Raw genomic sequence first — 12,317 nt, forward strand, 5'->3', positions numbered from 1 at the left:
TGCGGGGCGTTGCAAAGGGAAACGGGGAAATCCGCCGGAAGTTGCCTGCCGCTTGCTGCGCCCGCCCCGGACGAGGGGCAGGCGCATCGGGCTCAGTACGTCGGCATGGACGGGTCGACCTGGTTGGCCCAGGCGTGGACGCCGCCGGTCAGGTTGATGACCTTGGCAAAGCCCTGGCGTTCGAGGAACGCCGCGACTTGCATGCTGCGCCCGCCGTGATGGCAGATGCAGACCACGGGCTGCGCTTCATCCAGTTCGGAAAAGCGCCCGGGAATCGTGTTCATCGGGATCAGTTGCGATCCTTCGATGCTGCAGGTGTGGTGTTCCCAGGGTTCGCGCACATCCAGCAGCAGAGGGGTAGGGCGGTCGGGATCGGCGATCCAGGCGGCCAGGTCCGGGGCGGTGATGTGCTCCATAAAGATTCCTAGAAGGTAAAGTGGGAGGGCGCGGCGGCTGCGTGCAGGGGCTTGGCCAGCGTTTCCACCACGTTGACGGTGTCGAAGTGTTGTTCGGAGGTGCGGGTGATGAGTTTCAGTTCCATCACCGGCGCGGTGCCGACGATGGCCAGCAGGCGGCCGCCGACTTTCAGTTGCTTGCCGAAGCCTTCCGGCAGGAACGGCAGCGAGCCGGAGATCACGATCACGTCGTATTCGCCGGCCTTGCCGTCGGCGCCGGTCCAGCCCTGCGCGCCGTTGCCCAGTTGCACGTCGACGTTGGCCACGCCGTAGTCCGACAGGTTCTGCTCGGCCAGCGCCTTGAGTTCCGGCGAAATTTCGACGGTGGTCACGTGGCGCGCCTTGTGCGCCAGCAGTGCCGCCATGTAGCCCGAACCGGCGCCGATTTCCAGCACGTATTCGTGTTTCTTGACGTTGGCTTCCTGCAGGATGCGCGCCTCGATCTTGGGCGCCAGCATGTTTTCGCCGCCCGGCAGCGGGATTTCGGTATCGAAGAAGGCCAGGTTGCGGTACGCGGCCGGGACGAAATCTTCACGCTTGACGACCGTCAGCAGGTCCAAAACATCCTGCGCCAGCACGTTCCAGGGGCGGATTTGCTGTTCGATCATGTTGAAGCGGGCTTGTTCGATATTCATGGCAGTAGGCTCAATAGCGACGGAAAGCCGACATTTTATCAAACACCGCCCGGCTAAACAGCCCATGTGCGCCCGGAAAATGCCCGCAAAAAGCCGCCTGTTGCGGGATTTCCCCGGCGCAACCCGTTGCGGCGGCGAGCCGGCGCTCAATCTTCATGGCGTTCTCCCGCCCCGGCGCCGTCCTGCGCCGGGCCGAACCACTTGCGCTTGGCCCAGGCGCCCAGGTCGTCCAGGTAGGTGTAGGCCACCGGCACCACCACCAGCGTCAGCAGCGAAGAGGTGATGATGCCGCCGATCACCGCCTGCCCCATCGGCGCGCGCTGCTCGGATCCTTCGGCCACGCCGAAGGCCAGCGGCACCATGCCGAACACCATCGCCAGCGTGGTCATCAGGATCGGGCGCAGGCGCACGTGGGCCGCTTCCAGCAGCGCGGCGCCGCGCTCCATGCCTTCGCGCCGGGCCTGGTTGGCGAAGTCCACCAGCAGGATGGCGTTCTTGGTCACCAGGCCCATCAACATGATGAAGCCGATGATGGAGAACATGTTCAGCGTCGAGCGGAACAGCATCAGCGCCAGGAACACGCCGATCAGCGTCAGCGGCAGCGACGACATGATAGCCACCGGCTGCAGGAAGCTGGCGAACTGCGAGGCCAGGATCATGTAGATGAACACGATCGCCAGCGCCAGCGCGCCTACCGCGTAGCCGAAGGATTCGTTCATGCTCTTGGTGGAGCCGCCGATCTGGTAGCGGTAGCCCGGCGGCCAGTGCATGCCGTCCAGCATGGTCTTGATCTGGGCGTTGACCTGCCCGGCCGATACGCCCTGGGCGTTGGCCGACAGTTCGACTTCGCGGTTCAGGTCGCGCCGGTTGATCTGGTTGGCGCCCAGGGTATGCTGGATCTCGGCCACCTGGCGCAGCGGCACCATGCGCGGCGAGCCGTCTGAATTGGTCTGCGTGCTGGCCAGCATCAGGCGCGAGAGGTCGTCCACGGTGCTGCGGTCGCTCGGCGCCAGGCGCACGTTGACGTCGTAGTTCTCGTCGTCCGGCGCGCGCCAGCTGCTGGCCGCCTCGCCTGCCAGCAAGGGCGAGAGCGCATTGCCCAGTTGCGCCACCCCGATGCCCAGGTCGGAACCGATATCGCGCCGCGGCTGGATCGAGATGGTCGGCTTTTGCGCTTTCAGGCTGGAATCCAGGTCGACCACGCCGGGGATCTGGCGCAGCTTTTGCTGCACCTGGTCCGACAGCCGCGCCAGCTGCTGCAGGTCAGGCCCCAGCAGGCTGAAGCGGATCTGCTTGTTGTCGCCGCCCACGCCGTCGAGCGTGCCGACGTGGGTCACCGTGATGCCGGCCACCTGCGACAGCTTTTGGCGCAGCAGCGGCGCCATCTGGCCGGTGGTGAGCGTGCGCTCGGTGCGCGGCTTGAGCCGCACGAACACGGTCGCGTAGTTCTTGCCCTGGGCGTTGCCGGTGTTGACGGTGCTGTAGATGTCGGTGATCTCGGGGAACTGGCGCAAGATCGCCTCGACCTGGCGCACCTTGCTTTCGGTCAGTTCCAGCGAGGAACCCACCGGCGTGAAGAAGGTGACGCCGGTTTCGGAATAGTCCGCCTGCGGCACGAACTCGGAACCGATCAGGCCCGAGGCCGGCAGCGCGAAGCCGCCGAGGAAGGTGGCCAGTGCAATCACCAGCGTCAGCACGCGGTGCTTCAGCGACCAGCGCAGCATTTCCTGGTAGCGCGCCGACAGCCATTGCACCAGGCGCTCGAAGGCATGCAGCACGCGGCCGATGGTCTTGTCGTACCAGCCGGCTTTCTTGCCGTGCTCGCCATGCGCATCCGGGTCGGGCCATACCGACGACAGCATCGGATCCAGCGTGAAGGACACGAACATCGAGATCAGCACGGCCGCCGCCACGGTCACGCCGAACTGGTGGAAGAAGCGCCCGATGATGCCGCCCATGAAGCCCACCGGCAGGAACACCGCGACGATCGAGAAGGTGGTGGCCAGCACCGCCAGGCCGATTTCCTGCGTGCCTTCCAGCGCCGCCATGCGGTGCGACTTGAATTTGCCGTGCACCTTCATGCCGGCATGGCGCACGATGTTTTCCCGCACCACGATGGCGTCGTCGATCAGCAGGCCCACGCACAGCGACAGCGCCATCAGCGTGATCATGTTGATGGTGAAGCCGAACATGTACATGAACAGGAAGGTGCCGATCAGCGCCACCGGCAGCGTCAGGCCGGTGATCACGGTGGAGCGCCAGGAGTTCAGGAACAGGAACACGATCACGATGGTCAGCAGCGCGCCCTCGATCAGGGTGCGGCGCACGTTCTCCACCCCGGTGCGGATCTGGCGCGAGCCGTCCTTGACCACTTGCAGCGTCACGCCCGGGTACAGCTGCTTCAGGCTGGGTTCCATTTCCTTGATGCTGCGCTTCAAGCCGTCGGCCACATCGATGGTGTTTTGGCCCTGGGCCTTCAGGATGTCCAGCGCCAGCGTGCGCTGGCCGTTGTACAGCGCCAGCGTCTCCTGCTCTTCCTGGCCGTCGACCACGTTGGCGACCTGCTCCAGCGTGACCGGCTGGCCGCCGCGGCGCGCCACGATGATGCGTCTGAAATCCTCCGGGTTCTTCACGCGGCCCTGCACCTGCACCGTCTTTTCCGCATCCAGCATGCGGATGGCGCCGGTGGGCAGCTCCTGGTTCTCGTTCCTGACCGCGTCCACCACCTGGTTCACGCCGATGCCCAGCGCCTCCATCTCGGCCGGCTTGACGTAGATGTTGACCTGGCGCTTGACGCCGCCCACCAGCGTCACCGAACCCACGCCGCGCACGTTCTCCAGGCGCTTCTTGATGACCTGGTCGGCGATGGTGGTCAGCTCGCGCAGCGTGCGCGGCTTGGCGTCGGGCGCATTGGTGACCGAGATCGAGAAGATCGGCTGGTCGGCCGGGTCGAAGCGGGTGATGCGCGGCTCGTCAACCTCCTTGCGGAAGGCCGACTTCACCAGCGCCACCTTCTCGCGCACGTCTTGCGCGCCCTGGGCCGGGTCGACGGTGAGGTCGAACTGCACGATCACCACCGACAGGCCTTCATACGAGTGCGATACCAGCGTGTCGATGCCGTTGATGGTGTTGACCGATTCCTCGATCTTGCGGGTGACGTCGGATTCGACGTTTTCCGGCGAAGCGCCGGGGTAGGTGGTCTGCACCACCACCACCGGGAAGGTGATGTCGGGGAACTGGTCGACCCGCATGCGCTGGTAGGAGAACAGGCCCAGCACCACGAAGGCCATCATCATCATGGTGGCCAGGACCGGGTTGCCGATCGAGATGCGCGTGAACCACATCGCTCAATGCCCCTGCGGTTGGGGAGCGGGCGCCGGAGGCTGGCCGGCGCCGCGCTGCAGGATGCGCACCGGCGTGCCGGCGCGCAGGATGCCCAGGTTGGCCTTGACCACCTGCACGCCGGCGGCCAGGCCGCTGGCGATTTCCACCGCGCCGCCGTCGGCGTTGCGCCCCTGCAGGCCGGTCACCACCGGGCGCCGCGCCAGCACGCCGTTGTCGATCGTGTAGACATAGGCGTTGCCGTCCTCGACCTGGATCGCGGTGCCCGGCACGGACAGCACGTCGTCCTTCTTTTCCAGCGTCAGGCCGGCGTCGGCAAACATGCCGGCGCGCAGCAGGCCGTTGGGGTTGTCCACGCGCACATAGACCATGATCGAGCGCGAACCCGACTGCGTGGCCGGGTTGATGCGCACCACGCGGCCGGCCACTTTCTGCGGCAGGCCTTCGACCGACACCAGCACTTCCTGGCCGGTCTGCACCTTCAGGATGTCGTTGGTCGGCACCGGCGCTTCCAGTTCCATCTGCGACAGGTCGACCACGTCCAGCAGCTTGCCGTCGACCGCCACCTTTTCGCCGGGCTGAACGTTGCGCGCGCTGATCATGCCGGCGATCGGCGAGCGCACCACGGTATCGGCCAGCGCCTTCCTGGCCACTTCCAGCGCGCCGCGCGCGCTGTCGACGTTGGCGCGGGCGATGTCGAACTGGCTGCTGGCGGTATCGAAGGCGTTGCGCGAGATGAAGCCCTTGTCCAGCAGCATCTGGTTGTTGTTGCGGGTCTGGGTGGCGATTTCCAGCTGGCCCTGCGCGGCCACCAGCGAACCGCGCGCCTGGTCGACCTTGGCCTGGTAATCGGCGGTGTCGATGCGGGCCAGCACCTGGCCGGCCTTGACCGCTTCGCCTTCGCGCACCAGCACCTGCTGCACCTCGCCGGCCACCCGCGCCTTCACCGAAGCCTGGTTCAGCGCCCGCAGCGCGCCCGACAGCGGCAGCACGCGGCGCAGTTCGCCGGCTTGTACGGTGTACAGGTCGCCGGGAAGGAATTCCATCGCGGTGGGAATGGCGGCGGCGGAGGCGGTCGCCTGCGGCGCGGCCGGCGCGCCGCGTTTTTTCAACAGCGTCAGCACCGCCATCAGCAGCACCAGCGCCAGCAAGGTCCATCGCAGCCAGCGGCGTTTCAGGAAGGAAAGCGTCATTCGGAAAATCCCGGGTTTGAACCTGCAGACGTGCCGGCAGGCGTTTTATTGTTTTGGAAGTTCAGGCCTTGAGGCCGTTGATGCACAGGTCGATCAGGCTGGCCAGGTAAGCTTGCGGATCGATCGGCGTGATCGAACAGGGGCCGAAGGAGCGGTCCCACAGCATCAGCATCACCACCGGCGCCACGATCACCTTCTTCAGCGAATCGGCATCGACCCGGCGGAATTCGCCGCGCGCCATGCCGCGCTCCAGCATGCGCACGATCATGGCGTCGCTGCGCACGATGACTTCGTCATGGTAGAAGCGCGCCAGCTCCGGGAAATTGCCCGACTCGGCCATCATCAGCTTGGTAATGCCATCCAGGCCCGAAGCTTCCACCGCCTGCCACCAGCGCATCACCAGGTCGCGCAGGAGGTCGGCGCTGCTGCCGGGGTAGCTGTCCACCAGCGTTTCGGCCTCATCCAGCAGCGGCAGCATGTTGGCGCGCACCACCGACTTGAACAGGCTTTCCTTGTTTTCGAAATACAGGTAGAGCGTGCCCTTGGAAACGCCCGCGCGCGCGGCCACGTCTTCCAGGCGTGTCGCCGCGTAGCCGCGTTCGACGAACAATTGCAATGCCGCCGCCAGCAATTCCTGCGGGCGGTCTTGCTTGCGGCGTTCCCAACGGGGTTCTTTGGCGGCTTCAGGCATAGGCGAGCAAGGCGTAGTGCAAAGCTTGGCGCACCGGCGCCCATTGCTGCTGTAGGCGTGCCGGAGCGAAAAGCGAATGCGCCAGTAAATTACCGGAGAGTCAGCAATGTAAGTGGCAAACGGCATGGCGTCAAGAATGGGCCGCAGGTGATTGGGTAAGCCAATGTAAAGGGATGGTCCGGCAGGGCGCAGGCGCATTGCGACGGACGGCCGGAGCCGGGCAATGAAGCGCGGCAAAGCGGGCGCGAAGGCGCAGGGAATGGGGGGCGGATGGGGCAGGGCTTAAAATAGCGTCCTTCACGTCTTCCCCGGCCCTTATTGGCCTGAATGCCTTTTTCCATGAATTGCCGAGATCGTTGCGGTGCCTGCTGCATCGCCCCCTCCATCACCAGCCCAATCCCCGGGATGCCCGACGGCAAGCCGGCCAACGTCCGATGCGTGCAACTGGGGGATGACGAGCGCTGCCTGATCTTCGGCAAGCCGGAGCGGCCGGCATTCTGCGGCGGTTTGCAGCCTTCGCAAGAGATGTGCGGGGCCACCAGGGAAGAGGCCATCCAATGGTTGTCTGCGCTGGAGACGTTAACCGCCCCCGCCGCGCACTGACTTGCGGCCCTAGTGCTGCAGCAGCTCCTGAATTTTCTTTGCCGAAGCGGGCGATAACGTTCCCCGTTCCAAGGCCAGCGGCACATTCCGGGCCGCCAGTTCACGGTATAGGCTGGCGGCGGGCAAGTCGAAGTTCTCCAGCGCATCGAGATGCTTTCGGATGGTCCCGATATCGCCGCGCGCGACACAGCCGCCCATGCCGCGCGCCAGGCCGCCATCCATCACTGCCGCCAGGGTGCCGTGCAACAAGGGCATCATGGCCTCCATGGCCTGGCGCTCGGTTGCGCCAAAACGCTTCCACAGCTTGCTCCCTTCGCTGAGCAGGGCGACCAGGAACGGTCCTACGTAGTAGGCTGAAGCGTGATACAGAGGCCGGGCGCCCGGCGGCAGAGAGAACGGGACGCAGTGGATGGCGCGCGCCAGGTCATGCAGATCATCGCGCAGTTCTTCGTCCGATTCGATGCCCACCGTGCATCCTGGAAGGCTGGCCAGCGCGACATCCGGATTGGCGAACATCTGCATGGGATGAAAGGCGCCGACGAAAGCGCCAGCCTCGCGGGCGCTTTGCAAGGCGGCGATCTCGGTTGCGCCGGAGCAGTGCACTGCCGCGACGCCGGCGCGCCATTTCAGGCTGGCGCAAACAGGGGCGATCGCATCGTCGCTGACCGTCAGGAAGACAATGGACGATCTGTCGACCACCTCTTGTGGGGAGCCCGCTGCCATCTCGCCTCGGCCGGCCGGGAAGCGGGCGCAAAAGCCGGCGAGATTGGCCTGGCTGCGGCTGCTGACGGCGACCACCTGATAATTTGAGCGAGCGAAGGCGCTGGCCAGCGTCTGGGCTACGCGCCCGGCGCCGATGAAGCCGATGCGGGAAAGCAATGCTACTGCGCTCATGGTGGGCCTCCCCCTCAAATGAAAGAAGGCCGGACAAATGTCGCCGATGGGCGACATGGCCGGTTCAAATCAGCTTAGTTCAATTAGTTGCGATACGCAACTATAAATCCAACCAAATGAGGAAATGCATAGCAAGGCTTGCGGCCGCAGCCCGGGCCGCTCTTGTCTCTTCAGGGGAAGATTTCCACCAGCCGCTCGCTGGGCCGCACCAGCATCGTGCCCTTGGGCGCCACCACGATAGGACGGTTGATCAGGATGGGGTGCTCCATCATCGCGTCGAGCAGTTGCTCGTCGCTCAGCGAAGGATCGTCCAGGCCCAGTTCCTTATAGAGGGTTTCCTTGGCGCGGATCACCTCGCGCAGCGGCACGCCCATGGCCGCCACCAGCTTCTTCAGCGTGGCGCGGTCGGGCGGGATCTTCAGGTATTCGATCACGGTCGGTTCGGCGCCGCCGTCGCGCAGCGCCTGCAGCACGTTGCGGGAGGTGCCGCATTTGGGGTTGTGATAGATGGTGATGTCGCTCATGGGAATCCTTTTTACGCGTGTGTCGATGGCAAAACCGACATGGTAACGTTTCTGGCCGCCGGCTAACTGACGGCTAAGTGTCGTGCTGTAGAATTTCGGCCTGTTGCAGCGCACCTTTGCGCGCAGGCATAGTCAAAAAGCCGGTTTTTCCGATTCATCCGCCGCTTTTTCCTGTCAATTCCACCCAAAGAAGCCAATCCAGCCACGTATGGACACCATCCTCGCGCTCAAGGCGCTCATCATGGGCATCGTCGAAGGCCTGACCGAATTCCTGCCCATTTCTTCCACCGGGCACCTGATCCTGGCCGGCAGCCTGCTGCAGTTCACCAGTCCGGATTTCTCCAAGGAAAAAGCCGACGTCTTCGAAATCGTGATCCAGGCCGGCGCCATCCTCGCGGTGTGCTGGGAATACCGCGCGCGCATCGCCGCGGTGCTGGCCGGCCTGTTCAGCGACCGCAAGGCGCAGCGCCTGGTGATCAACCTGATCGTCGCCTTCCTGCCGGCGGCCATCCTCGGGTTCCTGTTCAGCAAGAAAATCAAGGCGGTGCTGTTCAACCCGCTGTCGGTGGCGATCGCCTTCATCGTCGGCGGCCTGGTCATCCTGTGGGTCGAACGCCGCAACAAGGACCGCATGAGCATGGCCTCGGCGCGCATCGACAGCGTGGACGACATGACCCCGCTCGACGCGCTCAAGGTCGGCATCGCCCAAGCCTTCGCGCTGATCCCCGGCACCAGCCGTTCCGGCGCCACCATCATCGGCGGCATGCTGTTCGGCCTGTCGCGCAAGGCGGCCACCGAGTTCTCGTTCTTCCTGGCGATCCCGACGCTGTTCGCCGCCACCATCTATTCGCTGTACAAGGAGCGCGCGCTGCTCTCCGCCGCCGATGCGCCGCTGTTCACCGTCGGCACCGTGGCCGCCTTCGTCTCGGCTTTCCTGTGCGTGCGCTGGCTGCTGCGCTACATCAGTTCGCACGACTTCACCATCTTCGCCTGGTACCGCATCGTGTTCGGCATCGTCGTGCTGGCCACGGCATATAGCGGCGTAGTGGTTTGGGCGGAGTAATTCCGCCCGCTTGCAGGACCAGACCGGACGCCTCGATGCGTCCGGCTGCACAATGATCTTTCGCCAACCCCATTTCTGTAAAAGGACATCTCATGGCCAATGTTTGCAGCGCCGGCCTCGATATCGGCTTCGCCTCGCTCAGCTACCTGCAGATCGGTTTCCTCGGCATCGTCCAGGGCATCACCGAACTGCTGCCGATCTCTTCCACCGCCCACATGCGCGTGGTGCCGGCCTTCCTCGGCTGGCATGACCCCGGTTCGGCGTTCTCGGCGGCGATGCAACTGGCGGCCCTGGCCGCGGTGATCAGCTATTTCCGCCGCGACGTGGCGGCGGTTACCGGCGGCAGCGTGGCCGCCTGGCGCCGGCGCGACTTCAACGATCCGATGTTCAAGCTGGCCGTGGCCATCATCCTGGCCACCATTCCCATCGGTATCGCCGGGCTGGCGTTGTCGCACGTGCTCAATGCCTGCGGCTCGCCGTTGCGCAGCCTGACCGTGATCGGCTATTCCTGCATCGTCATGGCGGTCCTGCTGGCGATTTCGGAACTGGTGTGCCGCCATCGCCGCAGCGTCGACCAGATGCGCCTGCGCGATGCGCTCATCGTCGGCCTGGCCCAGGTCGGCGCGCTGATCCCGGGCGTGTCGCGCTCCGGCTCCACGCTCACGGCCGCCCTGTTCCTCAATTTCCGCCGCGAAGAGGCGGCGCGCTTTTCCTTCCTTCTGGGTTTGCCGGCCATCGCACTGGCCGGCTTGAAGGAGTTGGCCGTGCTGCTGCACGCGCATATCCCGCTGGAAGCCTGGGGCGTGCTGCTGTTCGGCCTGGCCGTGGCGAGCCTTTCGGCCTTCGCCGCAATCTGGGGCCTGATGAAATTCCTGGAAAGATTTTCGACCTGGCCCTTCATCGTTTATCGAGCTGCGCTGGGAGTATTTCTGCTGGCGGCGGTCGGCCAGGGCTGGCTGCAATAAAATAGCGCCTTCCGTTTCCGCCCCCGCATAAAGATCCATGGTCGATTTCGATACCCTGCCTGCCGACGCCCCTTTGTCGCAACGCGCCCTGCACGTGCTGGAAACCGTCTTCGGCTATTCCTCTTTCCGCGGCCACCAGGGCGACATCGTCCAGCACGTCGCCGCCGGCGGCGACGCGCTGGTGCTGATGCCGACCGGTGGCGGCAAGTCGCTGTGCTACCAGGTGCCGGCGCTGCTGCGCGACGGCGTGGGCGTGGTGGTATCGCCGCTGATCGCGCTGATGCAGGACCAGGTCGACGCGCTGGCCGAAGTCGGCGTGCGCGCCGCCTTCCTCAATTCCACCCAGAGTTTCGACGAGGCGCTGCAGATCGAGCGCCGCCTGCGCCAGGGCGACCTCGACCTGCTCTACGTCGCGCCGGAACGGCTGATGACGCCTCGTTGCCTGGAACTGCTGCAGTCGGCCAATATCGCGCTGTTCGCCATCGACGAGGCGCATTGCGTCTCGCAATGGGGGCATGACTTCCGCCCCGAATACATCAAGCTGTCGGTGCTGCACGAGCGCTTCCCGCAGGTGCCGCGCATCGCCCTGACGGCGACAGCGGATGCGCAGACGCGTGAAGAAATCATCCACCGCCTGCAGTTGGAGCAGGCGCGCCAGTTCGTCTCCTCGTTCGACCGCCCCAACATCCGCTACCAGATCGTGGAAAAGGCCAACGGCCGCAAGCAGTTGCTGGACTTTATCAAGAGCGAGCACCCGGAAGACGCCGGCATCGTCTATTGCCTCTCGCGCAAGAAGGTGGAAGAGACCGCCGAATTCCTGCGCGGCGAAGGCCTCAACGCGCTGGCCTACCACGCCGGCATGGACTATGCGCAGCGCACCGCCAACCAGGCGCGCTTCCTGCGCGAAGACAAGATCGTGATGGTCGCCACCATCGCCTTCGGCATGGGCATCGACAAGCCCGACGTGCGCTTCGTCTGCCACCTCGACCTGCCCAAGAGCGTCGAAGGCTATTACCAGGAAACCGGCCGCGCCGGCCGTGACGGCTTGCCGGCCGATGCCTGGATGGCCTACGGCCTGCAGGACGTGGTGCAGCAACGCCGCATGATCGACGAATCGGAAGCCGACGAAAGCTTCAAGCGGGTGCAGGGCGCCAAGCTCGACGCCATGCTCAGCCTGTGCGAAACCCTGAAGTGCCGGCGTGTGCGCCTGCTCAATTACTTTGGCCAGGAAGCCAGCCCCTGCAACAACTGCGACATCTGCATGACGCCGCCGGTCTCCTTCGACGCCACGGTCGAAGTGCAGAAGCTGCTGTCCACCGTCTACCGCGTCGAACAACGCTTCGCCCCCGGCCATGTGATCGAGGTGCTGCGCGGCATCGACGGCGACCGCGTCAAGCAATGGCGCCACGACCAGCTGTCGGTCTTCGGCGTCGGCAGCGACCGCGGCGAAGCCGAATGGCGCGCCATCCTGCGCCAGGTGATCGCACTGGGCCTGCTCACCGTCGATGCGGAAAACTACAGCGCATTGAAACTCACCGACGCCGCCCGCCCGGTGCTGCGCGGGGAGCAAAAGATACAGTTGCGCCAATACCAGAAACCGGTCAAGGCCAAGCGCAGCTCGCAACGCTCCGCCTTCGTCGAGAGCGATCTCTCTCCGGAGGAGCAGGCCTTGTTCGAGAAACTGCGCTGGTGGCGCGTGGAAACCGCGCGCGAGCATAACGTGCCGGCCTACGTCATCTTCCACGACGCCACCATGCGCGAAATCGCCAAGGCGCGCCCGCAATCGCTGGATGACTTGCGGCATGTCAACGGCGTCGGTGAAAAGAAGCTGGAAACCTATGGCGCGCAGATCATTGCGCTGATTGCCGGGGCTGAAGAGGAGCAGGGCTGAGGAAGAAAGCCTGAAACGCAAAAAAACGGCATGCCGAAATGGGCATGCCGTTTTTTATTGT

Annotated in this window: 11 protein-coding genes and 1 pseudogene; 4 read left to right on the forward strand and 8 right to left on the reverse strand. The window is 64.8% G+C overall.

Features of this window, described 5'->3' with window-relative positions; genetic code table 11:
* Positions 1 to 92: 92 nt before the first annotated feature.
* The 6 genes from J7548_RS10090 to J7548_RS10115 form a co-directional block, all read right to left on the reverse strand.
* Entirely contained in the window at positions 93 to 416 is a 324-nt protein-coding gene (locus tag J7548_RS10090) for a rhodanese-like domain-containing protein (protein ID WP_290974029.1), read from the reverse strand.
* 8 nt (positions 417 to 424) lie between these two features.
* Positions 425 to 1,090 (reverse strand): protein-L-isoaspartate O-methyltransferase, encoded by a 666-nt coding sequence (locus tag J7548_RS10095; protein WP_290974032.1) that lies wholly within the window; start codon positions 1,088 to 1,090, stop codon positions 425 to 427.
* Positions 1,091 to 1,100: 10 nt separating this feature from the next.
* Positions 1,101 to 1,247: a hypothetical protein gene (locus J7548_RS10100; protein ID WP_290974035.1), complete on the reverse strand. Its 147-nt coding sequence runs from the start codon at positions 1,245 to 1,247 to the stop codon at positions 1,101 to 1,103.
* Positions 1,237 to 4,434 (reverse strand): efflux RND transporter permease subunit, encoded by a 3,198-nt coding sequence (locus tag J7548_RS10105; protein ID WP_290974038.1) that lies wholly within the window; start codon positions 4,432 to 4,434, stop codon positions 1,237 to 1,239. Before J7548_RS10105 ends, J7548_RS10100 begins: the two co-directional genes overlap by 11 nt.
* Before the next feature lie 3 nt (positions 4,435 to 4,437).
* Entirely contained in the window at positions 4,438 to 5,625 is a 1,188-nt protein-coding gene (locus J7548_RS10110) for an efflux RND transporter periplasmic adaptor subunit (RefSeq protein ID WP_290974041.1), read from the reverse strand.
* A 61-nt stretch (positions 5,626 to 5,686) separates the two neighbouring features.
* Positions 5,687 to 6,316 carry a TetR/AcrR family transcriptional regulator gene (locus J7548_RS10115; protein WP_290974044.1) on the reverse strand — a complete coding sequence of 210 codons (630 nt, stop codon included), beginning with the start codon at positions 6,314 to 6,316 and terminating at the stop codon, positions 5,687 to 5,689.
* A 339-nt stretch (positions 6,317 to 6,655) separates the two neighbouring features.
* Here J7548_RS10115 and J7548_RS10120 point away from each other — a divergent pair, with 339 nt between their 5' ends.
* A complete protein-coding gene (locus J7548_RS10120; RefSeq protein ID WP_290974923.1) occupies positions 6,656 to 6,919 on the forward strand; it encodes a YkgJ family cysteine cluster protein in 264 nt (87 codons plus the stop codon).
* Positions 6,920 to 6,928: 9 nt separating this feature from the next.
* Here J7548_RS10120 and J7548_RS10125 read toward each other — a convergent pair whose 3' ends face one another.
* A complete protein-coding gene (locus tag J7548_RS10125; protein WP_290974046.1) occupies positions 6,929 to 7,870 on the reverse strand; it encodes a DUF2520 domain-containing protein in 942 nt (313 codons plus the stop codon).
* Between the two features lie 116 nt (positions 7,871 to 7,986).
* Positions 7,987 to 8,337, reverse strand: a pseudogene (arsC, locus tag J7548_RS10130) (arsenate reductase (glutaredoxin)); the annotation flags it as partial.
* A gap of 208 nt (positions 8,338 to 8,545) precedes the next feature.
* On the opposite strand from arsC, the gene J7548_RS10135 reads away from it, so the two are divergent.
* The 3 genes from J7548_RS10135 (at position 8,546) to recQ (ending at position 12,256) form a co-directional block, all read left to right on the forward strand.
* Positions 8,546 to 9,400, forward strand: coding sequence for an undecaprenyl-diphosphate phosphatase (locus tag J7548_RS10135; RefSeq protein ID WP_290974052.1), 855 nt, complete (start codon positions 8,546 to 8,548; stop codon positions 9,398 to 9,400).
* A 92-nt stretch (positions 9,401 to 9,492) separates the two neighbouring features.
* Complete coding sequence (locus J7548_RS10140) at positions 9,493 to 10,365, forward strand: undecaprenyl-diphosphate phosphatase (protein WP_290974055.1); 873 nt, start codon at positions 9,493 to 9,495, stop codon at positions 10,363 to 10,365.
* A gap of 37 nt (positions 10,366 to 10,402) precedes the next feature.
* Positions 10,403 to 12,256 carry a DNA helicase RecQ gene (gene recQ, locus J7548_RS10145; protein WP_290974058.1) on the forward strand — a complete coding sequence of 618 codons (1,854 nt, stop codon included), beginning with the start codon at positions 10,403 to 10,405 and terminating at the stop codon, positions 12,254 to 12,256.
* Positions 12,257 to 12,317 lie beyond the last annotated feature (61 nt).

The organism is Herbaspirillum sp. (genome assembly GCF_017744395.1).
Lineage (GTDB): Bacteria > Pseudomonadota > Gammaproteobacteria > Burkholderiales > Burkholderiaceae_D > Herbaspirillum.